Source organism: Vibrio sp. 10N.222.49.C12 (genome assembly GCF_041475025.1).
Classification (GTDB): domain Bacteria; phylum Pseudomonadota; class Gammaproteobacteria; order Enterobacterales; family Vibrionaceae; genus Vibrio; species Vibrio crassostreae_C.
This window is the reverse complement of record NZ_JBFRVF010000009.1, coordinates 16095-42437: the sequence shown is the minus strand read 5'-3', so window position 1 is coordinate 42437 and position 26343 is coordinate 16095. Positions and strand designations below refer to the sequence as shown.

Annotated in this window: 18 protein-coding genes; 12 read left to right on the top strand and 6 right to left on the bottom strand. The window is 46.2% G+C overall.

The window, feature by feature from the left end:
• The first annotated feature begins 15 nt into the window (after positions 1-15).
• The 5 genes from AB4583_RS02855 to AB4583_RS02835 all read left to right on the top strand — a co-directional run bounded on the left by AB4583_RS02855 (position 16) and on the right by AB4583_RS02835 (position 6400).
• Positions 16-405 carry a RidA family protein gene (locus AB4583_RS02855; protein WP_032545757.1) on the top strand — a complete coding sequence of 130 codons (390 nt, stop codon included), beginning with the start codon at positions 16-18 and terminating at the stop codon, positions 403-405.
• Between the two features lie 206 nt (positions 406-611).
• On the top strand, positions 612-2126 hold the full coding sequence (locus AB4583_RS02850) for a sodium:solute symporter family protein (RefSeq protein WP_372116365.1): 1515 nt from the start codon (positions 612-614) through the stop codon (positions 2124-2126).
• A 90-nt stretch (positions 2127-2216) separates the two neighbouring features.
• The gene (locus AB4583_RS02845) at positions 2217-3164 is read left to right on the top strand and encodes a sugar kinase (protein ID WP_372116363.1); all 948 of its coding nucleotides are present in this window, start codon (positions 2217-2219) and stop codon (positions 3162-3164) included.
• A gap of 14 nt (positions 3165-3178) precedes the next feature.
• Positions 3179-3808, top strand: a complete 630-nt coding sequence (locus AB4583_RS02840; RefSeq protein WP_055319259.1) for a bifunctional 4-hydroxy-2-oxoglutarate aldolase/2-dehydro-3-deoxy-phosphogluconate aldolase — start codon at positions 3179-3181, stop codon at positions 3806-3808.
• 141 nt (positions 3809-3949) lie between these two features.
• On the top strand, positions 3950-6400 hold the full coding sequence (locus AB4583_RS02835; protein WP_372116360.1) for a family 20 glycosylhydrolase: 2451 nt from the start codon (positions 3950-3952) through the stop codon (positions 6398-6400).
• A gap of 120 nt (positions 6401-6520) precedes the next feature.
• Here AB4583_RS02835 and AB4583_RS02830 read toward each other — a convergent pair whose 3' ends face one another.
• Entirely contained in the window at positions 6521-8584 is a 2064-nt protein-coding gene (locus AB4583_RS02830) for an ATP-binding protein (RefSeq protein ID WP_017065171.1), read from the bottom strand.
• A gap of 230 nt (positions 8585-8814) precedes the next feature.
• On the opposite strand from AB4583_RS02830, the gene AB4583_RS02825 reads away from it, so the two are divergent.
• The 4 genes from AB4583_RS02825 (at position 8815) to lhgO (ending at position 15089) form a co-directional block, all read left to right on the top strand.
• Positions 8815-10155, top strand: coding sequence for a sigma-54 dependent transcriptional regulator (locus AB4583_RS02825; RefSeq protein ID WP_102321268.1), 1341 nt, complete (start codon positions 8815-8817; stop codon positions 10153-10155).
• Between the two features lie 317 nt (positions 10156-10472).
• Positions 10473-11486 carry a TAXI family TRAP transporter solute-binding subunit gene (locus tag AB4583_RS02820; RefSeq protein ID WP_372116357.1) on the top strand — a complete coding sequence of 338 codons (1014 nt, stop codon included), beginning with the start codon at positions 10473-10475 and terminating at the stop codon, positions 11484-11486.
• 184 nt (positions 11487-11670) lie between these two features.
• Positions 11671-13848, top strand: a complete 2178-nt coding sequence (locus AB4583_RS02815; protein ID WP_017061065.1) for a TRAP transporter permease — start codon at positions 11671-11673, stop codon at positions 13846-13848.
• Between the two features lie 26 nt (positions 13849-13874).
• Positions 13875-15089 (top strand): L-2-hydroxyglutarate oxidase, encoded by a 1215-nt coding sequence (lhgO, locus tag AB4583_RS02810; RefSeq protein WP_017065174.1) that lies wholly within the window; start codon positions 13875-13877, stop codon positions 15087-15089.
• 143 nt (positions 15090-15232) lie between these two features.
• On the opposite strand, the gene AB4583_RS02805 is transcribed toward lhgO, so the two are convergent.
• The 5 genes from AB4583_RS02805 to AB4583_RS02785 form a co-directional block, all read right to left on the bottom strand.
• On the bottom strand, positions 15233-16789 hold the full coding sequence (locus tag AB4583_RS02805; RefSeq protein ID WP_372116355.1) for a M28 family metallopeptidase: 1557 nt from the start codon (positions 16787-16789) through the stop codon (positions 15233-15235).
• 152 nt (positions 16790-16941) lie between these two features.
• A complete protein-coding gene (locus tag AB4583_RS02800; RefSeq protein ID WP_372116353.1) occupies positions 16942-19311 on the bottom strand; it encodes a M4 family metallopeptidase in 2370 nt (789 codons plus the stop codon).
• A 572-nt stretch (positions 19312-19883) separates the two neighbouring features.
• On the bottom strand, positions 19884-20159 hold the full coding sequence (locus AB4583_RS02795) for a hypothetical protein (RefSeq protein ID WP_017065177.1): 276 nt from the start codon (positions 20157-20159) through the stop codon (positions 19884-19886).
• 100 nt (positions 20160-20259) lie between these two features.
• Complete coding sequence (locus AB4583_RS02790; RefSeq protein WP_372116352.1) at positions 20260-21579, bottom strand: sensor histidine kinase; 1320 nt, start codon at positions 21577-21579, stop codon at positions 20260-20262.
• A gap of 35 nt (positions 21580-21614) precedes the next feature.
• The gene (locus AB4583_RS02785; protein WP_017065179.1) at positions 21615-22319 is read right to left on the bottom strand and encodes a response regulator; all 705 of its coding nucleotides are present in this window, start codon (positions 22317-22319) and stop codon (positions 21615-21617) included.
• Positions 22320-22607: 288 nt separating this feature from the next.
• On the opposite strand from AB4583_RS02785, the gene AB4583_RS02780 reads away from it, so the two are divergent.
• From AB4583_RS02780 to betB, 3 genes are all read left to right on the top strand, one after another.
• The gene (locus tag AB4583_RS02780) at positions 22608-23705 is read left to right on the top strand and encodes an alpha/beta hydrolase (RefSeq protein ID WP_372116351.1); all 1098 of its coding nucleotides are present in this window, start codon (positions 22608-22610) and stop codon (positions 23703-23705) included.
• Between the two features lie 430 nt (positions 23706-24135).
• Positions 24136-24738 (top strand): transcriptional regulator BetI, encoded by a 603-nt coding sequence (gene betI / locus AB4583_RS02775; protein WP_048610022.1) that lies wholly within the window; start codon positions 24136-24138, stop codon positions 24736-24738.
• Positions 24739-24843: 105 nt separating this feature from the next.
• Positions 24844-26304 carry a betaine-aldehyde dehydrogenase gene (betB, locus tag AB4583_RS02770; RefSeq protein ID WP_372116348.1) on the top strand — a complete coding sequence of 487 codons (1461 nt, stop codon included), beginning with the start codon at positions 24844-24846 and terminating at the stop codon, positions 26302-26304.
• The last annotated feature ends 39 nt before the right edge of the window (positions 26305-26343 follow it).

Below are 26343 nucleotides of genomic sequence, written 5' to 3'. Positions count from 1 at the left end.
CTTAAGATCCTGTCTATGATTAAACGTTACGGTGTTGAAGGCGGTACAGGTACAGGCGGACAACATTTACCATTTGCACGCGCAACTGAAGCGGGTGGTTTCCTATACGTTTCTGGCCAGACACCGATGACAGATGGTGAAGTGGTAGAGGGTGGCATTGTTGACCAGTCTCGCCTAGCGATCCAAAACTGTGTCGATATCATGACTGAAGCGGGCTACGGCCTAGAAGACGTAATGCACGTAAAGGTTGTGCTAACGGATTCTCGTTACTTCCAATCTTTTAATAAGGTATTCAAAGAGTTCTTCGGTGCTAACCCACCGGCTCGTATCTGCATGGTTTGCGACCTAGTTGTAGACGTGAAGGTTGAAGTAGATGTGACTTGCTACCGCGCGGATCGCGTTTAGTAATAACCTAATCACAATTACCTACTTAGAGAGTATTAGGGGTTAGTCATCCCTGTTATTATCCTTTAATACTCTCACCCTACATTTATAAAAATTACTTTAATTAAAATAGATAAAATCAATAAAGTAATTATATGAAATATAAAAATGAATGAATCATAAATAAAGTTCAAGAATGAACTCAATATTTCACTGAGAGGTGTCAAATGAACAGCACACTTTTTCTTACAGGCTTCGGCGTGTACGTATGTTTTCTAATTTGGTTAGGCTGGTTTGTCTCGCGTAATCAAAAATCTGGCGAAGATTTCTTATTAGGCGGCCGTGGCCTGCCATTATTCTTAGTACTTGGTACAACAGTTGCGACTATGGTCGGCACGGGTTCAAGTATGGGCGCGGTTGGCTTTGGCTACGCAAATGGTTGGGCAGGTGCTCTGTACGGAATTGGCGGTGCTGTGGGCATCCTATTGCTTGCACTTTGGTTTGCTCCGGTTCGTAAACTGAACTTCATGACCATGAGTGAAGAGCTGGCTTATTACGTTGGCGCTAACCGAATCGTAAAAAACGTGGTTGGCCTACTTATCTTTATCGCGTCAATCGGTTGGTTAGGTGCGCACATTCTAGGTGGCGGCATGTACCTAGCGTGGATTGCAGACATCGACCTTAACCTTGCGAAAATTATTATTGCTGCAGCTTTCACTATCTACGTTGTTATCGGTGGTTACACAGCAGTTGTATGGACCGATACGATTCAAGCAATCATCCTTTTTGCTGGCTTCATCCTAATGGCGGTAATGTCTGTTGATCACATTGGTGGCATGGATAACCTTTACGCTGCGATGGACCCTGATGCTACAAGCTTTTTAGCAATCGATAAACTGGGCATTCTGCCTGCTGTTTCTCTGGCTGTGGTTATCGGTGTGGGCGTACTTGCAACACCTTCATTCCGTCAGCGTATCTACTCTGGTAAAGATGTTTCAACTATCCGTCGCTCATTTGTCGCTTCTGGTGTGTTGTACCTTTTCTTCTCTATTATTCCAGCAATCATTGGTATGGCTGCGCACGCAATCGACCCATCATTGGATAACCCGAACTACTCGTTCCCATACGTAGCTGCAACGGTTCTTCCAGTTGGCGTAGGCATGATTGTTCTTATCGCAGGTCTATCTGCAACCATGTCGAGTGCAAGCTCAGATGCGATTGCCGGTGTATCTATCCTACTGCGTGACGTGTACGTGATGTTCACAGGCCGCGTACCAAACAAAGAATCAATGTTGAACTACTCTCGTCTAGCTTTGGTTGTGGTGATTGGCTTCGCACTACTGTTCGCACTGACGTCAAACGACATCATTGGCTACATCACTAAGATGATTTCAACGGTTATGTCGGGCATGTTTGTGTGCGGTATGTTGGGTAAATTCTGGAAACGCTACAACTGGCAAGGTGCGCTTGCAACACTAGCGGGTGCTTCTGTAGCTTCATTCGTAGTAATGTTAAACGCTGACTACACAGCCTTCTGGGGCAACCCAGTTATCCCATCATGTCTGTTTGCTCTAACGGCAGGTGTGGTTGTGAGCCTAGTGACTCCGGCTAACCAAGTAACACCTGAAATGGCAAAAGCGATTCTTGATGACGAGCGTGCTCTGATGGAGATGGAAATGTCTGAGACTGGCGTACTTGAAGAAGAAGCGGCACCTCAACGTCCTGCAAATCAAACAAGCTAAACCTAGTCTCCACAACTGGTTTGCTTAATTCAGGTCCTGCTTAGTGGCAGGGCCTTCTCCCACATATATCTCTCTATTTTAGGATCGGCTATGCCTGCATCTTCTCATTTCAATATTGCTTTCTTCGGCGAATGTATGGTCGAAATAAGCGGCTCTCCATTAACCAAAAAATTTCGCGGTGACACGCTTAATACCGCGCTTTACCTTTCTCGCTTAACCCAACATCAAAACCTGTCTGTTCATTACGCGACTGGTTTGGGTAGCGATGAACTGTCTCAAAACATGATTGATAGCTGGCAACTAGAAGGCATTCAAACCAATTTCGTTGAACGTATTCCAAACAAGTTGCCCGGTTTGTACATGGTAGAAACGGACGAAACGGGTGAGCGACATTTCCACTATTGGCGCAATGACGCGGCAGTAAAATCTTACTTTCAAACTGACGACCTGAATAAGCTTGAAATCGCGCTGACAGAGAAACAAGTCGACGCGGTTTACATCAGCGGTATCGGTATCGCGATTTTAGATGACACCTCACGTGAACGTCTGTTGAAAGCCATTGGTGTGTTCTCAAATCAAGGCGGAAAGCTGATTTTTGATAACAACTATCGCCCGCAACTTTGGACGACTGAACAAGCTCAGCATTGGTACGCCAAGTTACTACCATTGGTCGACATTGCACTGATTACCGAAGACGACGACCTGCTGGTTTGGGGCAATGGCGAGAGCGTTCAACAACGCTGCCTTCGCTTAGGCTGCCAAGAGATCGTCATCAAACGTGGCTGTGAGCCATGCAAGATTGTTCAAGTTGAACAAGGCGATGTTGTTGAGAGTTATGTATCCGCGACTCGTGTTTCTAACGTGGTCGACACCTGCGCTGCGGGCGATTCATTCGCTGCGGGTTATTTAGCTGCGCGTCTTACTGGCGAGAGCGCCACCGACGCAGCCGAATTTGGCCACCAACTGGCTTCCATCGTTATTCAATACTCTGGCGCAATAATCCCTATGAGCGCTATGAGCCAACTGATTAAAAAATAAAAAGCGGAACTATTATGTCTCAAGAAATGATCAACACACTTAAGCAGTTCAAAGTTATCCCTGTTATCCAAATCAACAAGGTGGAACATGCGATTCCACTAGCAAAAGTGTTGGTAGAAAACGGCCTGCCAGTAGCAGAAGTGACGTTCCGTACCGAAGCGGCAGCGGATTCGATTCGTGCGATGCGTGATGCCTACCCAGAGATGTGTATCGGTGCAGGTACAGTACTCACACCTGCGCAGATCGACCTTGCGAAAGAGGCGGGCAGCGAATTCATCGTAGCACCGGGCCTGAATCCAAACACCGTAAAACGCTGCCAAGAGATCGGCATGCCAATCGTTCCGGGCGTAAACAACCCAAGCCAAGTAGAGCAAGCGTTGGAGCTAGGTCTTAACTTCTTGAAGTTTTTCCCAGCAGAAGCGTCTGGCGGCATCAACATGGTGAAATCTTTGCTAGCGCCTTACGTTGATGTGTCACTAATGCCAACGGGCGGTATCGGCAAACACAACGTGAATGATTACTTAGCCGTTGATCGCGTCGTATGTTGCGGTGGCACGTGGATGGTTTCTCCAAAGATGATCGAGAACGAACAGTGGGATGAGATCGCGGTGTTGGTTCGTGAAGCGGTTGAGTTGGTTAGCTAATCATAAGTTTGTGAGCTCATTCGTTTTTCACAGACGATAGGCTTTGAGCTCACGATAAACAACAGCAGTGGCTGAAGGTTCTGTTTTGTGAATCGCCTCCGATAAACAAAACAGAACGTCCGTTATATAGGAAAACTAATAATGAAAAAAACTATATTGTCTCTATTGATTTCAAGTTCAGTAGTGTCCCCAATGGCGTTAGCAATGGCTCCGAATACCGATCTAAATTTAATGCCGTATCCACAAACAGTCGAGCTGCAAGCTGGGCAAGTTAAGGTCGACGGTAACTTCAAGGTTTACATCAAAGGCTTTAACTCTGATCGCGTTGAATACACCGCGAAACGCTTTATCGATCGCCTAGAGCGCCAAACTGGCGTGCCGATTCTAAACTGGCAGGTTGATAGCGCAGACGAAGCGAACCTGATCATTGATATCGACGCGGCGCCAAAGTCTGAAGTACAGAACATCGACTCTGTAGAGTCTTACAAAATTACGACTCAGGGTGAGAAAATCACGCTGAGCTCTCCAAGCCCATACGGCACAATTCACGGCATCGAAACCCTTTTACAGCTCGTTGAAACCACAGCGACTGGCTACCACATTCCTGCTGTCACGATTGTCGATGAGCCTCGCTTCCGCTGGCGTGGTGTCTCTTACGATACCTCTCGTCACTTTATCGAATTCGATGTGCTGATTCGTCAGTTAGATGCGATGGCATCGGCGAAGATGAACGTTTTCCATTGGCACTTCTGGGACGACCAAGGTATTCGCATTCAAACCGAATCATGGCCACGTTTGTGGTCTGAAACCGCTGATGGTAACTACTACACCAAAGACCAAGTCCGTTACTTAGTGGAATACGCGCGTAATCTTGGTATTCGTGTGATTCCAGAGGTGTCTCTTCCGGGTCACTCTTCTGCGGTTGCTTATGCTTACCCGCGCCTGATGTCGGGTGGTGAAGGTCAAAGCTATGAGCAAGAGCGTGGTTGGGGCGTGTTTGAACCATTAATGGACCCATTGAATCCAGAGCTCTATGAAATGCTGGGCGACGTATTTGATGAAGTGACCGAGCTGTTCCCAGACGAGTATTTCCACATCGGTGGCGATGAGCCGAACTATGCGCAGTGGAAAAACAGCGAAAAGCACCAACAGTTCATTGAAGAGAATAATATCGATGGTGAGCGTGGCCTGCAGTCTTACCTCAATGTAAAAGTTGAGAAGATGCTCGAAGAGCGCGGTAAGAAGATGACGGGTTGGGATGAGATCTGGCATAAAGATCTGCCAACTTCTATCGTGATTCAAAGCTGGCAAGGGCACGATAGTATCGGTCGTGCGGCGAAAGAGGGTTACCCAGGTATCCTGTCTACTGGTTATTACCTAGACCAGCCTCAGCCTACGAGTTACCACTATCGCAATGACCCAATGCCAACGGGTATCACGGTTGATGATAAGCTTCATAGTGGCGAGAAGTTCGTGACGTATCAATGGGAGAAGCCTCGCTCTAAAGGCAGCCCACGTAAGGGAACACTGACTATCATTGAAGCGCAAGACGGTACTTTCCGCGCGTTCAGTGATTACAACGGTAAGTCTCGTGAAGAGATCTACATCCTTGATTATGTGCCGGGTAAAACCTTTGTCGGCCACTTCGATAACTTCATGTCGTATACCGAATTCAACCTGAACTTGAATCCAAATGGGTTTGCGGAAGGCAGCTATCAGTTAATTGGTAACGTGCGCTGGCCAACCACAGGCGAAGTGATTGCGAGCAGCGATGTAGAAGGCAGCGTGATCCCTGAGCCAAACGGAGGCTACCCCGCGGAGCTAACCGACAAAGAAAAAGAGCTGATTTTAGGCGGCGAGATCACCATGTGGCTAGAAAACAAAGACAGCCTCACGGTCGAAAACTACCTATGGCCTCGCAGTTATGCAATTGCAGAACGTTTCTGGTCGGATGCAGAACTGACAGACGAACGCAGTATGTATAAGCGCATGAAAGCAATGGATACATGGTCGGAAGTATCGGTAGGGCTACGTCATCACGCAGATGCTGATATGTTGTTGAAGCGCATTGCCAAAGGCCAAGATATTCACGACCTGCGCGTGCTAGCGAAATACACCGAGCCTGCTCAATACTACGCTCGCAACTGGGAGAAGTGGAATTCTACGGAACCTAAGGGCACTTTATACAGCCAATACGAGCGCTTAAACCGCTTCGTTGATGCGCTGCCTGTGGAAAGCTACGCCGTGTATGAGATGCAAGACTTGGTCAATGACATGGCGACAGGCAATCAACAAGTGCTTGAGCAACTTGCTGAGCATTATCAGCAAGCAAAATCGGCTGCACTAGCGGCTAAAACTGTCTTCGTTGGCAACGTATCTTCGGTAGAGACTGTGGTGGTTGCAGAGAAAACCGTTGAAGTGGCAGACTTGGCGTTAACCTTGATTGCTAAAGCACAAGCAGGCGAGAAAGTAAGAGCAGCAGACGTGAATGCCTATCAAGCGATACTGTCTGATTCGGCGAAAATCTACGACGAATCGATTATCGCGATTGTTCGCCCGACAGAGCTTTTGTTGAAGCAGTTGGCTGAGTAAGTCGTTAACGGATTAGTGAATAAGTCACACGCCAATAAGTGAATCAAAATCGCCCTCTGTGGGCGGTTTTTTAGTTCTAGCGCTTCAATAGAATGTGGAGTTCAAGGTCTGTGTAAGTAACTACTCACTATCGCTATTGTTTAGTGTTAACGTAAATGTCATGCCTTGGTCTGAATTGTTCTTCGCTATTAATGTGCCTTGCATATCGCGAACGTTGTTCGCTGTGATAGCCAACCCGAGCCCCAAGCCTTCGCCCATCTTTTTGTTGGTATGAAACGGTTCGAAAATGGTTTCGAGTTGATCTTCAGACACACCACAACCGTTATCTTGAACCTTGATGATCACGCGTTGTTGCTCGGTATGAGCGCTGATCACAATGGTTGCTGGTTTCTGATTCTGCGTGGCATCGACAGCGTTTCTAAGCAGGTTACCAAGCACTTGACGAAGTCGCGCCTCTTCTCCCATTACCATCGAAATATTGGAAGCGACACGCACGCGAATATCGACGTTTTCCAGTTCGGCTTGATGAATTCGCAGGGTTTCTTGCAGTGCGTCTGTTAGGGAAACAGGATAAGGTTTCTCAAGCCTTTGAAAGGCGAATGACTTCAGCTGGCTAGTCATGTTAGCCATTCGGTCGATTAGGCTCATCACCAGATCCATGTTCGCTTTCAGCATCTTAGTCTCGCCTCTTTCCATCAGCAACTGGTTACTCGAAAGTAGGGTTTTTAGGCCAGTAAGCGGCTGATTGAGTTCATGAGTAATCGCACTCGACATCCGCCCTAGTGCAGCCAGTTTGCTAGATTCGACAAGTTCTTGCTGCGCATCTTTTAGATCTTGAGTTCGCTCTTCGACCCGCAGTTGTAGCGTTTTATTGGCGTTTTGCACCGCAATTTCGGCTTTCTTACGTTTGCTGATATCGATTACGGTACACAGGTAGTAAGTCGTCGCATGCCAAGGAAAGGCGCTAATAGAGAATAAAACAGGGAAGTAGCTGCCATCGCTGCGTCTTGCCATGGTTTCGACGCTAGTTATCTCGGCCAGCTCTTGATGCTGCTCTAAGTTTTTGAGCAGTTGCAAGGTGGTTGAATTCGGGTTACCTGCCTCAAATAACTGCCACGCCTTGATGTTATTGATCATTGAATCAGATAGTGAAAAGTAGTTCTTCGCCATCAGGTTGATATCGTGAATGCGTCCGTGTTTATCGATCAGTATTAACCCAACATGGGTTTTATTGATCATCCCAGACAGTCGTTTCTCAGACTCTTCGATAAGCTTTTGGATTCTCAGATTGCTGAGCTTTTTCTGGCGTCTTTGGTAAAGAATAACCAACAGTAACAGAATGAAAAGACAGCCAACCGCCACACTCCAGCTGATCCAGTTCGTGGTCTGGTTGAGGCTGGTTAATGGCGTTAGGTAGGTTAAACGCCAATTCAGATCGTCTAACTTGATGGACTGAATTAGGTAATCTTTATCTTGCAATCGCCACACGCGAATATGGGTTTGGTCATACAGCTCACGTTTTGTCGCTGTGGGCTGAGAATTGAAGGTGTCATTGAACCAATCGGCACTCAACCTGTTGTCACTGGAGAGAAAGAACTGATCGCGAGGGTTCTGAAACAGTATCGCCTCACCATCGGCAAACCATTGATCGGTTAACAATGACAAATCGATTTGCACCGCGACAATGCCAACCACATCAGAGGCTCGATATACGGGTGCCGCTATGAAGTAATCGGGTGTCACGCCTTTGTTTTTTGTCACCACTGAAATCGCACCACCTTGTTGGTGGATCTTCGAAACAATTGTACTGGCGTTCTTATTGCTCAGTTTGCTTCTTTCAACACTCGATACCAACAAGTCCCCTTCGCCAGAAAGCAGATACCAGCCCTTGGTGTTGGCGGCTTTATCCAATTGAATCAGCTGCTTCTTAATGCGTTTTTCTAGGCGGGCTTCACCATCAATGAAGCGCACACTGGTTTCATCATTGGTTACTAGGTAGGGCAGATAATAGAAACGCTTAAGGGTTCGCCTTGCTTCGGCAATGTAGCCAAGGAAGCGCTGTTCGGCATAGCGTTGGGCTTGTTCAAGCTTCCACTGGCTGATGCCATTCTTGGTGGTGACCTGCACCAAACCAATCAATAAACAGGTACACAGGAATAACCAATATCGATTGTTATTCATCATTTCTGATCAAATCCCTTTAAAATTAGTGGCTTGCCTCTTTGAGCTAGTGGTTTGACAAGGTTTTATGTTTGCTTTTTAAGCGAATGGAGAGTGAGACAAATCGAAGCTAACAAACATTATTAAACTGTTAAAGGAGTGTTATTCAAAGTGGGAGCTAGCTCCTTTTCGTCTGAGGTTTTTTTACATACCGTGGACGATATTAATCAGATGTAGAGTGGCGGAACCAAACTATGCAGCGTATTGCTTTAATTGAAGATGACGCGATTGTGCGTCAAGCAACCAGCCAATGGTTGCAGCTGGCGGGCTTCGATGTCACCGCATTTGAAGTAGGACAAGATGCGTTAAACGCCGTAGAGCAGGGTGATTTTCAAACCATTATCACCGATGTTCGTTTACCTGATATTGATGGTGTTGATCTGCTAGGGCGTTTCAAAGGTCTTGTGCCAGATGTGCCTGTTATTTTGATTACTGGGCATGGTGATGTCGATATGGCGGTGAAAGCCTTACAGCAAGGTGCCTATGACTTCATTGAGAAGCCATTCGACCCAGAGCGTCTGTCTCAAACGGTATCGGAAGCGGTAGATAAACATCAAAGTGGCCAAGACAGAAACAGTCGTCAGAACTATCTGGATAACCTTAAGGGCATTGAACAGGTGCTGATCGGTCGCAGTAAAGTGATGTGTGAACTGCGCGAGCAAATCCAGAAAGTCGCTTCCATAGACACCAACGTGATCATCTATGGTGAAACGGGTTGTGGTAAAGAGCTGGTCGCCTCTTGCTTACATGAATTCAGCCAACGTAAAACCCATCCGTTTGTTCCGCTCAACTGTGGCGCAATCCCAGAAAATCTCTTTGAAAGCGAGCTGTTTGGACACGAAGCCGGAGCGTTTACTGGTGCGGCCAAACGACGCATTGGTAAGCTGGAATTTGCCGACAAAGGCACAGTGTTCCTTGATGAAATAGAGAGTATGCCGCTGTCGATGCAGGTAAAAGTGCTGCGCACCTTGCAAGATAATGTCGTCGAACGCGTGGGGGGGAATCAGCAACAACATGTTGATCTACGAGTGGTCTCTGCCTCGAAAAGCGATCTACTGAATCACCCCGACTTTCGCCAAGATCTATTCTATCGTTTGAATGTTGCCCAGCTGCATTTGCCTCCACTCAGTGAGCGTGAAGAAGATGCCTTACTTTTGTTTGAACACTTCACCCAAGAAGCCAATTCCGAAACACGTATAGCCAGTGAGGCTGATCGCTATGCACTGCTCTCGTATGCGTGGCCGGGCAATGTGCGTGAACTGCGTAATGTTGCGATTCGTTTTGCATTGGATGAAAGCTTGACCGTTGGGGATATTTTGGCGTGTCGTCCCAATTCTGTCACAGAGTCCACAACGGCGGGCATCCCTTTGGCGGTTCAAGTACAGAGCTTTGAAAGGAAAGTGATTCATGATGCCTTAGTTCGTTATAAAGGGCGTATCAATGACGTGATGCAAGATTTGGATTTACCTCGTCGAACATTGAACCAAAAGATGGTGCGTTATGGGTTAAATCGAAGTGACTATGTTGACCCTTAGAGAGCGGCTTCATCGCAGTGCTTGTTGATTTTTAATGAGCAATAAATGGCTCATTGCATATTTATCAATTTACATACATTGATCACACAACTGCAACATGGTGTGACTTGCTTCCCGATCTACAGGTGTTAATTCCGGTAGCCGATAAGCCAAAAATGGCTTACTTAATAACAGGGGAATAAGCAAAAAACGGCTTATTTTGAATAGGTTTTAAAATAAAAGTAAATTAAAACAAATAGTTAAAAACTGGCATTACGCTTGCTATCTATTGTTGTTAACAAAAATATAACGTGAATAACCCTACATGGAGAGTAACAATGAAATACAACAAGCTGGTTAAAACTTTAGCGCTAGCAATGGCTTCTCTTGGCCTTATCAGTAATGCGTCAGCTGAAGAAGATCGCAGCTATATTTTAGCGACGGCCTCAACGGGTGGTACTTACTATCCGGTAGGTGTGGCCTTAGCGACATTGAGTAAAGTTAAGCTTGCGCCTAAGCAGCACTTTTCTTTAGCGGCTATCAGCTCTGCGGGCTCGGGTGAGAACGTAAAGTTGTTGAACGAGAACGAAGCTCAGTTCGCAATTCTACAAGGTTTGTACGGTGCTTGGGCTTGGCAGGGTTTGGGGCCATATGAGAAATCTGGCAGACAAACTCAACTGCGTTCAGTTTCCATGTTATGGCAAAATGTAGAACACTTTATTGTGCGTTCAGATCTAGCAAAAACAGGTACGGTAAGCGATCTAGAGAACCTAAACGGTAAGAAATTCTCTATCGGTAAGAAGAACTCAGGCACTGAGAATTCAGGACGCCAGATCATGCAGGGCCTATTGGTTAACCCAGAACAATTTAAACTCGCCTTTATGGGTTACGGTGGCAGTGCTAGTGCACTACAAAACGGCACGATTGATGGCATGAATACGCCTGCTGGTGTGCCTGTTGGTGCGGTAACACAAGCCTTTGCTGCCTTGGGTGAAGATATTCAAATCCTGTCGTTTACCGATGCGCAGATCAAACAAGCGAATGGCGATTACAATATCTGGACCAAGTACGAGATCCCAGCAAACACTTATCCAGGTGTCGACAAACCAATTACTACGATTGCCCAACCTAACTTCCTAGCAGTTCGCGAAGACATTTCTGAAGACGATGTGTATCAACTGACCAAAGCTATCTATGAAAACCTACCTTTCCTACAAGGTATCCATAAAGCAACCAAAGCAATGGCACTTGAGAAAGGGATCGCAGGTCTGCCTGTTCCTCTTCACCCAGGCGCTGCACGTTATTATCGAGAGATGGGCATCGAGATCCCTTCTGAGTTGATCGTTAACTAGCTTATCTTTTGTCAGGTAACTATTGGTTCGTGAGCTAATGATTTGTCGCGAACTAGCTGTTTGTCATCAACTAACCCCTTCGTGACTTAATTGCTTGGTGCACGTTCGCTCAAGAATGTGTTCGTGCACCTCCTCACTTTATGGATTTTCTCTTCGTGTTTGCTGCGGAGAGCAGGAGTTTTCTATGAGCGATTCGCTGCAGCAGGAACTGAAAAAATTTGAACTGCCGACCCGAACGGATTTTCCGTGGGTGGGCAAAGCAATAACGACAATGGGAGTGCTCCTCTCGTTGTTACACATTTGGTTTAACACCTTATCTACCTTGCCTGAGCTTTGGATCTCGGCGACCCACTTCGCTGGCTTTGCGATCATTTGTGCACTCTGGTATCCCGCTCATATCTCGCTGAAAAATAGCAAGATAGCGCTGGCTGTCGATATCGGAATTGCCTTGGCGGCTCTGGCTTGTCTTATCTACATCCCCTTTGCAGAAGATGCGTTGTATGACCGAGGCGTAAAATTTATCGCCAGTGATTGGTTTTTCTCTATCTTGGCGATTGCCATCGTCATTGAGCTGATTAGACGCACTATGGGCTGGTTCATTCCAGTGCTTATCTTAGTGTGTTTAAGTTATGTAGTGCTTTGGGGACAATGGACCAGCGGTATTTTTCATTTTCCGGGTTTAAGCCTTGAGACGTTACTTTATCGAAGCTTTTATTCATCAGAAGGGATGTTTGGTTCGATCTCAAGAATCAGTTGGACCTTCGTGTTCATGTTCATCTTATTTGGCGCATTTTTAGTTCGATCTGGTGTCGGCGACTACATTATTGATGTATCTCGTGCCGCGGCGGGCAAAGTGATTGGTGGCCCTGGTTTCATTGCCGTTATTGGCTCCGGCTTGATGGGCTCAGTCTCCGGGTCGAGCGTAGCAAACACAGTATCGACGGGCGTGATCAGTATTCCCTTGATGCAAAAGGCAGGTTTCCCTTCGCGCTTCGCGGCAGGTGTTGAAGCGGCTGCATCTACTGGCGGGCAGCTGATGCCACCTGTGATGGGTGCGGGCGCGTTCATCATGGCCTCTTACACGCAAATTCCTTATGTCGATATTATTGCGGTTTCCTTCGTTCCTGCGCTTATCTACTTTTTGTCTGTGGCATTCTTCGTGCGCATCGAAGCAAAACGCAGTGGTGTGCAAAAGGTGACTTCTGGCTGTGAGCCTCTATTGAAAGTATTGCTGTCGGGTTGGCACAACCTGATCCCATTAGCGGTGTTAGTGACTCTGTTGGTGAAGGGCTTTACGCCGACTTACGCTGCGGGCATCTCGATTCTGTCTGTCGTGGTGGCTTCATGGTTCTCTAAAAATCACAAAATGGGTCCAAAGGCGATCATCGAAGCGCTTTCTCAAGGCGCAAAAAACATGGCGACCACGGCTGTGTTGCTAGTGGGCATTGGTCTGGTGATCAACGTGATCAGCACGACTGGTATTGGTAACACCTTCTCGTTGATGATCAATAGCTGGGCGAACGGCGATTTGTTGGTGATGATCGCCTTAATTGCACTGGCGTCTTTGATTCTGGGCATGGGGTTACCAGTAACCGCGGCTTATATCGTGTTGGGTACTCTGTCTGCACCAGCTTTGTATAAACTGATTGCTGAAAGTCAGTTGCTCGACTTGTTGGTGTCAGGTCAGCTTCCTGAGCAAGCTAAAGCTATCTTCATGTTGGCTGCGCCAGATAAGCTTGATTTGCTGAACGCGCCAATGGCACTTGAAACAGCCAAAGAGATGATTGCGTTAGTCCCTGCTGATTTTGTGGAAACTCTGCTTGAACAGAGCCTTGGCTTAGAAGCGATCAGCCTTGCACTGCTTTCTGCCCACTTGATCATTTTCTGGCTATCGCAAGACAGCAACGTGACTCCGCCTGTTTGTTTAACTGCATTTGCGGCTGCAACCATTGCTAAAACACCCCCGATGAGAACGGGATTAATGGCATGGAAGATAGCCAAAGGCTTGTATTTAGTACCATTGTTGATTGCCTACACTAACTTGGTAAGTTGGGATGTGATCTCCGTGTTAGTCACGGGTGGCTTTGCTGTTATTGGTACTTACGCGTTTATCGCGGCGATTGAAGGTTATCTAGAGAGCGAAGTTAATATTATTACTCGAGTAGCGTTGGTTGCGGTAGGTATAGCTCTAGTATGGCCTGATGTTTCCGTCGTGATCCGTTTGGTATGTGTTGCCATTTTTGTTGGCATCTTTATCTACAGCGGTCGTAAATACGATGCTAATCAAGTGAAAATGGAATCAGAAAGTGAGGAAAAAAAGTTACCTCAAACCGGGTCTAACACTGTCGCGTCTTCCCTATAATTAAAAGGATTGAATGTAGGAATATTATGAACTCAATATACGACTATATTATCGTTGGTGGCGGCATTGTTGGCGTGTCTACGGCTTGGCAATTACAGCAAGCTCACCCTGATAAAAGTATCCTTTTAGTCGAGAAGGAACGTGGTTTCGCGCAGCACCAAACTGGCCATAATAGCGGGGTGATTCATGCTGGTGTTTACTACGCTCCGGGCAGTTTAAAGGCGGATTTTTGTAAACGCGGCGTAGAGCGCACCATCGCCTTTTGTAGCCAACACGATATCCCCGTCGAAAACTGCGGTAAGTTGTTGGTCGCGACCAATGAGCAAGAAGTGGAGCGAATGAATGCGCTCTATCAGCGTTGCCACGATAACGATATTGATGTTGATTTGTTGGATCAAGCTCAGCTCAAACTTGCCGAGCCAAATATCACGGGTTTGGGTGCGATTTATGTCAAAACCACCAGTATCGTCGACTACAAAAAAGTCACCGAAGTGATGGCTCAAGAGTTTGTTGAGGCGGGTGGTAAGCTTAGCCTTGGTACGGAAGTGATCATGGCCGATGAGCAAGAAGATGAAGTGCAGTTAACGTGCAAAGTAGATGGTCAGACTCTTCAACTGAACAGTCGATTCTTGATCACGTGTTCTGGCTTGATGGCCGATAGAATGACCAAGATGTTAGACATCGAAACCGACTTCCAAATCGTGCCTTATCGCGGTGAGTATTATCAGTTAGACGCTAAGCACAACCAAGTGGTGAATCATCTTATCTATCCGATCCCTGACCCTGAACTGCCTTTCTTGGGCGTGCATTTAACACGCATGATTGATGGCTCCGTAACAGTAGGGCCAAATGCAGTTCAAGGCTGGAAGCGAGAAGGTTATGGCAAGCTTAACTTTAGCTTCAAGGACACTTGGCAGATGCTGAGCTTTGCGGGTTTTTGGAAAGTGACTGCGAATCACTTGAAAACGGGTTTGGTCGAGTTTAAGAACTCGTGGTGGAAACCGGGATATCTAAAGCTAGTGAACAAATACTGCCCGAGTATTACGGTTGATGATTTTAAGCCTTATCCTGCTGGGATTCGTGCTCAAGCGGTACTGAAGGATGGCACCTTGGTCCATGATTTCCTGTTTGCCGAAAGCCCAAGAAGCTTACATGTATGTAACGCGCCATCACCGGCTGCGACCTCTGCAATGCCGATTGGTGAGTACATCTGTGGCAAGGTAATGAAAAAGACGGCTTGATGATAACTAAAGGTTATTAAGTTGAGATGCTCTCCGAAGACAATAAAAAATCCGCAAGCTCCAATCTATTTATGATCGTGGGCTTGCGGATTTTTAGTTTTAGCCGTGTTTGCTAGGTTTAATTGTTAGTCAATTAACCAACCTTAAAGCCAATCAGGAACGAAGTTAGCGACGATGGTGACATCGTTAAAGTTACGGTAGCCGCGCACCATGATGTTGAATTCCCCCGCAGGCATGTCTAATACACACTGTTCGTTGCTGCTGTTCTGGTATGGACGGCAATCGTAGCTCGCTTTCGATACGTTGCCGTTGTGTTTCACGTAAAGGTCGGCATCGCCACTTCGAGGGCCGGTTAACGTTACTGTTAACTGACCTGCACTTTGAGTCGTAAATGTGAAGAACTGCTCTTCACCATATCCTGCAGTAAGTCCTTCAACAGGCACGTCATTTTGCAGCTCTTTAGGGCCTGCAACGGGCGAATCAAGGCTGGTTTCGACAAGGTAAGCAATGGCCAGTTTGGCGAACTTGGTCGCGTGTGTCGCCGTTGGATCGGAATTCTCAAGCGTGTCGTGCTGGGTATGAATACTTGGGTTGTAGTCGTTGAACATGCTCTCGAATGGCATGGCGGCTGGGTAGCCAACATTGTGCCAAGAGGCGTGGTCAGAACAGGCATAGCCACAATCATCGAAACCGTAACTGATGTCGCTCGCGTAAGTGTCGATCAGCTCGCTTAAATAGGCGGTGAGGTTGCTGTCGGTGTAGTCTGTGATGAAGGTGATATCGTGCGCTGAACCGTTGTAGTTGGTCATGTCTAATTGCAATACCGATACAACGTTGGCTTGCTCATCTCTTAAAGCGTTGGCGACATCTTGTGAGCCTCTCAATCCCACTTCTTCGGCTGCATAACCATAAAATTTAATGGTCTTGTCTGGCTGAATACCACTGGCGATCATCAGGCGAAGCGACTCTGTTACCGTTGCAATGCCTGACGCATCATCATCGGCTCCTGGTGAGATGGTGCCTTCGCTTGTCCAAGAACCAACCGTTGAATCAAGGTGTCCGCCAACCACGACGATCTCTGCAGGATATTTCGCGCCAAGCAGTGTCACTTCAACAGATTTTTGCGGATATTCAGCATGTGTGATTTGGCGTGCAGACGCATACGGCACATCTTTAATTTCTGTTTCCCAACGCTCTAAAAGCCAATCCGAAGCAGCAACACCAGTAGAAGTAGTATAAAAACGGTTGGTGAAGTTGGTTAGATTTTCTATGGTCGTGACCATGTTGTTCGGCTCGACCTGAGCGAGTAGGTCGTTCACTGTGTCTTGATGGCTGATCACCGGCTTTTCGAAGGTGCTCATTGTCAATGGCATCGCTGCGGCTTTGAGTGCGCTTGCTTTGTCTTCGTGCACCATGTAGCCACCACAACGGTGAGTTTCTTCGTGCATGTAGCTGGAGAGCTTCGCGAGCTCTTTCTGGTTGATTTTCGCGACGATGGAATGCTTGTTTCCTGTCACGCCTGGGTAAACCGTTGCGCCATGTTGAGTCATAATATGTTGTGCGTCAGCATCGGTGGTGATCCAAACCTCTTCGTTCGCTGGTGGTGTGATACCTAGGGATGCGTAAGCCGCAGTACTGTTGATTAGGGTTAACGATCCCCCGAGCACAGCTAAAGCTAGCATGCTTTTTTGAATAGCCATTTGTCGTCCTTTTTATGGTGAGTATTGTTATGTTGATGGGTTCGATTTTTGTGTAATGCGTAGGTTTTTCATGTAGACGTTTCATTCGCTAAATAGATCATTAGCCAAATAGCGAAAAGGGCTCCTATAAGGAGCCCTGCATCTACTTTCGATTATTGAGTTTTAATGAAACGGTAAAGCTTGGTTTCTGAACAGATATCGCTTGAGGTACACACTTGGTACTCCACATCTACTGTTCCGTTATGACGGAACTTGTCGACGTATGAGTTGAAGTCTGTTGCACCAACATTCTTGCCATTGCGCTTAATCACGAAGTAGTCGTTGGTGTCGTAATCCCATGCCAGCTTAACGCGAGCTTTGCCGTTCGGGTTTTTGTTACCAAACTTCAGTTTTAGTGGGAAGCCTTCCGCTGAATCACCTTCAATCGTGATCGACTTGCTTGTCGATGTTGTAACGCCTGCATCGTCAGTCACGGTTAGCGTTACCACGTAGTCACCAGCTTCAGCGTAGGTATAACGAGTCACTTCACCTGTTTGCGTGTTGCCATCGCCTAGGTTCCATTGGTAAGAGACGATCTGGCCATCGCTGTCCGAACTTGTGCTACGCAGCTCTACTTCTTTGCCTACGACCGTGTGTTCGAAAGAAGAAACGGGCGGTACGTTAGCATTGCCTGATTCGTACGATGCTTTCAGATTTGCACCTGCGTAATCTGAGTAACCCAGAATGTTCACCGTGTAGCGACCAGCTGTTGGGTTTTCAATTACACATACTTCATCGGTTACGCTTTCACTCTTACAGATATTCTCTTGAGAGCTTGGCGCATAATCTAGACCAACATACATATCCGGATCACCAGTAGACACAGCAAGATCAATCGTTAGCTTGTCTTGGCCTTCTGGTACTTCGATATCGAAGTAAGTTTTTGAGCCTGTTTCACCAGCAACTGCGGCTTCAACACCGTTTTCAAGGCGTTGGTATTCCGGTTCTGGTGGAAGTGGTGGTTCGCTACACGGTGACACACCCACTAAGTTAAACGCAGAAACAACATCATCGGCACTGTAGCCAAGGTCGGTTGCTGAGTTTTTCACGCCACAAGCACCCTGCCAGAAGTCGCTGTTTTCAGACCAGTAGATCTGGTTGGCTAACACGAACAGTTCGAACGCTTTCTTGGTATCCCAACCTTGTGTGGTTGCAAGATGGTAGAACGCCTTGTTGAACACGCCAGAGCTGTAGTGCACGTTTAAGCCATCGTAGTACTCGGATGCATTGTTGATTGAAGAGCCATCGCGTGATGGATCGTCCATGTAACGCAGTGCACCTTCGCCTTTAAAGATATTGCGTCCGACCATCCAGTCGTTGGTGCCTTTCATGTAGTATTCAGCCGCTTCACCCGCCATGTCCGAGAAGGCTTCGTTCATACCGCCGGATTGGTTTGCGTATATCAAACCTGAGTTTTGCTCAGTGAAACCGTGGCTCACTTCATGGGCTGATACATCTAGGCTAACAAGCGGGTAAAAGAAGCTCTCCCCATCACCAAAGGTCATGGCTCTGCCGTCCCAAAATGCATTCTCGTAGTTTTCACCGTAGTGAACACGCATCATGAGCTTGAAGGAGAGTGGCGCTGTGTCGAACCAGTTTTTATACATATCGAACACGATGTTGCCAAAGTAATGGGCATCGTTGAGTGGTGAGAATGCGCCGTTCACGGCTTTATATTCGTTACGAGGACATTCATAGCTGTAAGTGGTGTCGCCGTCGGTCGCGCCATTAAGGTCAACGGTAACGACATTTTCAGACTCCATTACACACTCTGTGCCCACTTCTTGAACATCAAGGTAGTGGTAGTCGGTGCCGTATTCGTACATGCCGGTTTTTTCGTTGCCGCCAGGGCCAGTACCGATCTGAGCATGGGCAATACCTTCCCAGCGGTCGATGACTTCGCCTGTGTGCGCGTCTAGCATGGTGAACGGTCGAGTCGGCTGTTCACTGCCTTCTACTAGGTAAGAGACAACGTACACTAGTCGTGTTTTATCTACGCTTTGCTGTCCGATGCCTTGCTTCACAGAGCCTTGATAGATAAATAGCTGATGTTGAACGTTGTCTAGAGATTTGCTGGTTAAGCCTTGAGTCTTTAGATCTTTACTTGCGAGTTCAACCGCTTGAGCGCTGTTGATTGATGGCTTAACAAAAGATCGCTCTAAGGTCGTTGTTTTAAGGTAGCGACCTTGAACGGACTTAAGTGCGCCACCTTGGACACTTTGGGTGGCATTTAGGTAATGTCCCCATACCGGTGTTCCCCAGATGTTCTGCTGGATCTTAACTTTATAGATACCACGCTTTTTCAGGTTTACTTCTTTCACCATCTTGAAGCTAGAGGCGTTACTGACTCCTAACTGAGCGTTTAACCCAGAGAAGCTAGTAAAGTTGATCGGTTGATCGATTTGAACGGATTCACTTGCATGCACTGACAAAGACATAGCACTGGCTATAGCAACGGCAACTAAACGTTTTCTTATTTTCATTGTTGTTTTCTCTTTCCATGTAAAATCCAAGAAAACGTAACAAATTAATCACAGCGAATTTACATCATTCGATCTGATTAATTAGTAGCATGGCAATGATCTCTTTTATTTATGAAACTTATATTTCTCGTATTTACAGATAGTTATCATTTCTGTTTATTTTTGAACGCACCTATATGTTTATTTATAAAATCATGACACTTTTATTAAGTGTTTATTTCTCTTGGAAATTAAGATTTTCGAGTAAATTGATCTGTGCCTCAATTAACGGATTCTGGGTTGATAGAAGGATCAACGATTTGAAAGTGTCACTTTAAACAGAAGGCCATTTAGCGAATTTAGGGGCAATTTTGATAAGAAATCGAAGACTTTTCGGCTTATTTTTCGAATTGTTAGTTAAAAGAGGGAAGGGGAATCGGGCACTTGTTTGGCACAGAGCACAAAATCTGCTGGATGAAAAAAGCCAGCGACGGGTCACTGGCTTAGATTAACTTAGTTTGTGTAGGCTACTGAATATAGGTAGGCAACTGCGACACTTAATTATGGTACGTGGCTAACGTCACTATAGCGAATTACTGCTTTTTACCGCCAACTTGTACGTAGTCGATACCGATAATACGGTTGATGATACCCAGAACAGAGCTCGTATCAGAGTTTGTTGAGCGAATCGTATCAACCGTTGCACCTTCAGGTACTAATTCCATTGCGCGGTCTTGAGTGTTACCTGGCACTTGGAAACCGACAATGTTGAAGCTCTCTGCGTGCGCTGTGTACACTTCTTCGTTGTGGCTGATACCAGAACAACCCGCTAGAGAAACAATGCCTAAAACAACTAATAACTTTTTCATACAAACACCTTAAGAAAGATTGGAATTTAGATTCAATAGGTTCATTGGGAGACAGCATCTCCCGACCGATGTTGAACATTATTCCAGAGGTGTTTTGTCGTTACTGTATGGGTTTGTCAGTTGAATCATTACATAGCTGAATGGTTATGGTGAATACCGCCCCCTTTAAGGTTTGGCTCTGACCAACCTCTACGGTCGCGTTATGTTGAGCACAGATCTTTTCGACGATAGACAGCCCTAAACCATGGCCGCTCTTGGCCTTGTTACGCGCTTTGTCGCCAACGTAAAAGGGTTCGAACAGGCGAGCTTGATGTTCTTGTGCCACGCCATCACCATCATCATGTACCGCGATCTGTAGCTTATCTTGATGCACGCTTGCTTCAATCGACACTTGCGAACGTGCGAATTTCATTGCGTTACGCACTAGGTTATCTAGTGCTCGGTTAAATAGCGTTTCATCCGCCATTATTGAGCTAGGTTGCTCTGGTAGCGATAGGTCGATGTTGAGCTGAGTGTCTTTGTTCCAACGCGCCATTGCGTGGTCGAGAAAGTCTCGAATCTCTAATGGCTTTTTTAAGTTTTCTAGGTCAGTGCTATCGAGTTTGGCGTAATACAATAGTTCATCGACCATCTTTTCCATCTCTTCCGTGTCTTCGACAATACTCTCAATCGTGCTTTCTTGCTCTGCGTTTAGCTGGGTGTCTTTCAACATTTCAGCTTGCCACTGAATACGGAATATTGGCGTGCGCAGTTCATGAGCGACAGCATTAGTGAGTGAGCGATTACTTTCAACTAAGCGATGAATTCTGTCGGCCATCAGGTTGAAGGATTTGTTCAGTGAACCAATCGCAACACCGCTTGAAGTCTCGGCTCGTGTGGAGAGATCCCCTTCAGCAAAACGCAGAGTGGCAGACTCAAGCTTTTTGACTCGGCGGAAGATAATAAATAGATGACACAAGCCATATAAGATAAAGCTCGCTAAAAAGAACAACCAAATGAGGTCATCCTCCAACTCAATTTTTTGCCTAACGAACGCTTCACTGTTGGGAAGGTAGTGATAGGTATTGTCGCTGCTTGCTAAGCGAAACCATAGGTCACGCTCATCATCGTGAAAGATAAAGGTATTCGGATTGGTACTGAAGAACTCTGAAACGGGGCCTGGTATTTCATCGTCTGGGCTGAACGTAACCAGTTTATTTCGTGTGGTTTCTACAAATTGGTTTATCGCTTGATGAGCAGCTTCAAGACCCTGATTTTTAGCGATATTTTCGATCAATTGCTGGTGGGCAGTCGCTTCGTAATCTTCCAGTACATATTCGTAGTCGGTATTGAGCTGATAGACGCTAATCTCGTAGGCGACAAGGCCGGCCATGAAGCAAACTAACAGCCCTAATAGGGACTCCAAAAAGATACGTCGCATAATCGCTCTCTCTATTACGCTCGTATTGAGCGAGGTTAACGCCAGGCGGTCGAAACAAATAAGTAGCCTTTACCGCGAATGGTCTGAATTTTCTCTGCTGGTGTGTGGTCGTCGCCCAAAATCTTCCTTAGACGTACAACCTTGTTGTCAATCGTCCGGTCTATTCCGTCGTACTCAATCCCGCGCAATGTTTGCGTCAAGTAGTCACGAGATAACGGCGTGTCTGGGTTGCTTGCCAATAACCAAAGTAGGTCAAACTCGCTGTCAGTGAGTGATAAAACCGCACCATAAAGTTCACACTTCTTATAAGTGTTTTTCAGAACGAGTTGATCGAACTGAAGGGTGTCTGAGTCATCGACTGAAGCGGTATTGGTGTCTTGGCGGCGTAATAGCGAACGAACTCTGGCCAGCAGAACTCTTGGTTTGATTGGCTTGGTGACATAGTCATCAGCCCCTGTCTCTAAACCAGCGACGTGGTCAAAGTCGTCATCGCTAGCAGTGAGCATCAAGATTTTACCTTTATAGTGCGTACGCGTCTGTCGGCAGATTGTAAGTCCATCAGTTACAGGAAGCATCAAATCCAGCAGTACGATGTCAGGTTGCTCCGTGAGGATGGTGTGTGCGGCATCACTGCCATCGTCCAACACCGTGACATCAAAATCTTGCGCGACGAAGTAGTCCTGCAACATTTTCTGAAGTTTCAAATCGTCTTCCACGATGATCATTTTAGGTTTTGTCATTCCATTATCAGCCTTGTCGTGCGTTTCACTTATTGAGATTAGGTGAGCGAGTCTTCGTCGTGATGAACCATTACGATTATACGCTATTGCATATAAGTTCAGATGCTTCGCCAAATACCTAAAGCGAATGATTAAACACTTTATAAGTTAGTTCAATGATGAATTGGCATTTATAGGAAAATAAAAAACATCGTTCAAATAGGCTCGACATTCTCATACATTTCCACGACAGATAAATTCAGCGCTAAACAATAGAATTTTCTCATCAAACATTTTGGGAATAACGGTATGAACGACTATAGAAATGCATTACTGGCGTTACCTTTGATTCTGTTAGCGGGCTGTAATTCAAGCTCTAACTCAGGTAAAGCTGCCACCAAAGTGCAAGCAAAACCTCAAGCGGATTACGTATTTTCATCAGCGAAACTGGGTGAGTTGTATAAAGAGCGACAAGAGGTCCAAGAATCCATAAAACTTGATTACAACGGTGTGCAGTATGAAATCGTTCTGTTTGCGGAAGATATTAGTGATAAGCAAAAAGTGGTTAGGCTTGCGGATAGTTTAGGTCAAAGTGTGGATCTGTACCTCCCTGATGCAGGATTTGATAGCTGCGGTATCTACACAGAGAGCAAGGGTTTGGACGTGTTTGATTGTGGTGCGGCTCAACGCTCAATCGGCAATGACACCACGTTAATTAACACGACGACGAATACTCATAAGCCCGTCGAGCTTGAGTATCACAATGAACGGGTTCAATACGTGACTAGCCTTGGGTCTACCATTCTGAGTAACACTAAAAGTGGGAACAAGGTAACGATAACCACCTCGTTTGCTTTCAACGCTTTTTACCGTGATGTGCTCAACGAGACTGGCGCTGTTGATCGCATTACTTCCACTCTAGGCGCATCAACCTATTCTCAGCTTTTTGATATCGTGAAATTGTATCAAGGCAGTGAGATGACGTTGAAGTTTACCAACCATATTGGTGGAAGTGCCGACGATGATATCAATATGTACACCGGTCGCATGATCCACAGTAACAACATGACGACGATCGTAACGCCTACGGGCTCGGTGTTCTCTGGCGGCACGGATCTTTTCGCTGCGGGTAACCCACGAGTTTTGCAACGAGCAGATACCACTAAAGCCATTGAGCTTAATAAGCAGGTTGGTGTGCACAGTTGGGCTGAGGATGATAAAACAGCCAAAGACTTCCCATACACGAACGAAAGCCATCGCAAGCAAGCGACCTACTTTAAAAAGGTAATGGGAGACAAAGGAATCGACTTCTATATCTTCACGTTGGATTCTGCTCCGGCTTCTGGCGAACACTGGGTGACTAAGGCTGAGTCAGATAAATACGACTTCATCACTCGCATTGAGTAGTTTAGGCTTGCAATAACATTAGAAACGACTGAGAAGGTTGGTGATGACGCTGTTGTCACCAACCTTTTTTGTTCATTTTTTGATTCGTTACCTGTGTTGATTGTGGATTTCCTTGTCTTAAATTTCAGTATGAAAATTCCTTGATACTTCCTTTCCACTCCCTCCCCAAAAAGTTTCTACAAGGACTCTCACTGATTGATTCTTGAACTTTCTAAGCAAAAACATTTGACCAATAACTATCACACCTCAAATCTTTAATTGTTTTCGTTAGTGCTCTAAATGATATTTAATTTATTGTTTTATAATGGTTTTTGTTGATTTGAATGCTGTATTGTTACGGGTTTGTTTTAAATAATCATTTGAACACTAACTAAATTTCTGTCATTTTATATTTAACTGAACGTTCAATATAAAATAAAAGGACTGAGAAATGCCGAAGGTTGGGATGCCTGATATACGTAAACCACAGCTTGTTCAAGCCACCATGACGGTGATTGATCGAGTGGGTTTGCATGCCGCGAGTATTGCGTTGATCAGCAAAGAAGCGGGAGTCTCCACTGGCATTATTAATCACTATTTTGGCGGGAAGCATGGGCTGCTCGAAGAGACCATGCGTGAAATCCTTCGCCAACTTTCTAATACCATCACCACGTCACTAAAAGCACTTCCTGTTGATGCTCACCAACAGAGAATCAACGCGATCATCGATGGTAACTTCGAAGGTTACCAAGCAGAAAATAAGGTCGCGAAGGCGTGGTTGGCATTTTGGTCATATTCAATGCATGACGAGCAGCTGAAAAGACTGCAACGTGTGAATGAAAAACGTTTGATTTCACACTTACGTCTTGAGTTGAAAGGTATTTTGAATCATGAACAAGCGGATCTCGTTGCTCACGGGATTGCGTCTCTGATTGATGGTTTGTGGCTGAGAGGCACACTAAACCCAGATGGTATCGATGCTCAAAAGGCGCGTGCCATCATCAATGATTATCTAGATAAACAACTGACGTTCTACTCGTGCAGTACCAAATAGAACGCAGTGTTAGAACTAGAACAGCACTAGAACGACCAATACTTACACCCAAAATTCAAACTAGACCAGTAGAGTCTAATAACAATAATTAAGTCAGAATCTCAAATGGAAATGAACTCGTTATACATCGATGGCGCAGCGGTTAAAGCAACCTCTGGTGAAACCTTTGATAGCATTAACCCTGCCAACGGTGAACCTATCGCGACCTTAGGCCAAGCATCTTCAGCAGATGTCGACAGTGCTATTGAATCTGCGAAACGCGGGTTTGCGGTATGGTCTGCAATGACCGCTGTGGAACGCAGCCGCATTCTGTTGAAGGCAGTGGAAATACTTAGAGCTCGAAATAATGACCTTGCAAACCTTGAGGTTGTTGATACGGGCAAGCCGCTGCAAGAAGCAATTGAAGTGGATGTGGCGTCTGGTGCTGATGTTATTGAATACTTTGCTGGCTTGGCACCAACGCTACAAGGCGACCAACAACCGCTGAGCGAATCTCAATTTTTCTACACTCGCCGCGAACCGCTAGGCATTTGTGCGGGCATTGGCGCGTGGAACTACCCAATTCAAATCGCGATGTGGAAGTCGGCTCCGGCATTGGCTGCGGGTAACGCGATGATTTTCAAACCTTCAGAAGAAACGCCGCTAACGGCGCTCAAGCTTGCAGAAATCTTTACTGAAGCTGGTCTTCCTGATGGCGTGTTTAACGTGGTTCAGGGCGATTACCGTGTTGGTCAGATGCTAACGGCGCACCCAGACATCGCGAAAGTGTCGTTCACGGGCGAAACCGGTACCGGTAAAGCGGTAATGTCGGATAGCGCTAAGACGCTGAAATCAGTCACCATGGAACTTGGCGGAAAGTCACCAATGATCGTGTTTGATGATGCGAAATTGGATGATGCAGTTTCCGCTTCGATGGTGGCTAACTTCTACACCCAAGGCGAAGTGTGTACTAACGGTACCCGTGTTTATGTACACGAAAACATCTACAACGCATTCATCGATCAACTTAAAACACGCACTGAGAAGCTGATCATTGGTAACCCAATGGACATGGAGACTCAGATCGGCGCGTTGATTTCTAAAGAACACCTTTCAAAAGTCCTTGAAGCAATTGAGCTAGCTAAGCAGTCGGGCGCAACTCTGCTGACGGGCGGCTATCAAGTGACAGATAACGGCCTCGAAAACGGCAACTTTGTTATCCCAACCGTGTTTGTTGATTGCGAAGACAACATGCCTCACGTTCAACAAGAGATCTTCGGCCCTGTGATGTCAGTGTTGAAGTTTTCGGACGAAGACGATGTGATTCGCCGTGCAAACGACACCAAATACGGCCTTGCGGCTGGTGTGTTCACGCAAAACCTTTCTCGTGCGCACCGTGTTATTCACCAAATGCAGGCGGGTATTTGTTGGGTTAATACGTGGGGTGACTCACCGGCAGAAATGCCTGTTGGTGGTTACAAGCTTTCGGGTATTGGCCGTGAAAATGGACCAGAAACCCTACTTCATTATACGCAGACTAAGAGCATTCTTATTGAACTTGGCGACTACGCCAGCCCTTATGCCTAAAGCGTAACACTCAATTTTATGGGTTAGCTTAACAGAGCT

Bases quoted from the DNA above. Each gene is read 5' to 3' on its own strand.
- AB4583_RS02855 (WP_032545757.1), top strand. From the start codon at position 16: ATGATTAAACGTTACGGTGTTGAAGGCGGTACAGGTACAGGCGGACAA.
- AB4583_RS02850 (WP_372116365.1), top strand. From the start codon at position 612: ATGAACAGCACACTTTTTCTTACAGGCTTCGGCGTGTACGTATGTTTT.
- AB4583_RS02845 (WP_372116363.1), top strand. From the start codon at position 2,217: ATGCCTGCATCTTCTCATTTCAATATTGCTTTCTTCGGCGAATGTATG.
- AB4583_RS02840 (WP_055319259.1), top strand. From the start codon at position 3,179: ATGTCTCAAGAAATGATCAACACACTTAAGCAGTTCAAAGTTATCCCT.
- AB4583_RS02835 (WP_372116360.1), top strand. From the start codon at position 3,950: ATGAAAAAAACTATATTGTCTCTATTGATTTCAAGTTCAGTAGTGTCC.
- AB4583_RS02830 (WP_017065171.1), bottom strand. From the start codon at position 8,584: ATGATGAATAACAATCGATATTGGTTATTCCTGTGTACCTGTTTATTG.
- AB4583_RS02825 (WP_102321268.1), top strand. From the start codon at position 8,815: ATGCAGCGTATTGCTTTAATTGAAGATGACGCGATTGTGCGTCAAGCA.
- AB4583_RS02820 (WP_372116357.1), top strand. From the start codon at position 10,473: ATGAAATACAACAAGCTGGTTAAAACTTTAGCGCTAGCAATGGCTTCT.
- AB4583_RS02815 (WP_017061065.1), top strand. From the start codon at position 11,671: ATGAGCGATTCGCTGCAGCAGGAACTGAAAAAATTTGAACTGCCGACC.
- lhgO (WP_017065174.1), top strand. From the start codon at position 13,875: ATGAACTCAATATACGACTATATTATCGTTGGTGGCGGCATTGTTGGC.
- AB4583_RS02805 (WP_372116355.1), bottom strand. From the start codon at position 16,789: ATGGCTATTCAAAAAAGCATGCTAGCTTTAGCTGTGCTCGGGGGATCG.
- AB4583_RS02800 (WP_372116353.1), bottom strand. From the start codon at position 19,311: ATGAAAATAAGAAAACGTTTAGTTGCCGTTGCTATAGCCAGTGCTATG.
- AB4583_RS02795 (WP_017065177.1), bottom strand. From the start codon at position 20,159: ATGAAAAAGTTATTAGTTGTTTTAGGCATTGTTTCTCTAGCGGGTTGT.
- AB4583_RS02790 (WP_372116352.1), bottom strand. From the start codon at position 21,579: ATGCGACGTATCTTTTTGGAGTCCCTATTAGGGCTGTTAGTTTGCTTC.
- AB4583_RS02785 (WP_017065179.1), bottom strand. From the start codon at position 22,319: ATGACAAAACCTAAAATGATCATCGTGGAAGACGATTTGAAACTTCAG.
- AB4583_RS02780 (WP_372116351.1), top strand. From the start codon at position 22,608: ATGAACGACTATAGAAATGCATTACTGGCGTTACCTTTGATTCTGTTA.
- betI (WP_048610022.1), top strand. From the start codon at position 24,136: ATGCCGAAGGTTGGGATGCCTGATATACGTAAACCACAGCTTGTTCAA.
- betB (WP_372116348.1), top strand. From the start codon at position 24,844: ATGGAAATGAACTCGTTATACATCGATGGCGCAGCGGTTAAAGCAACC.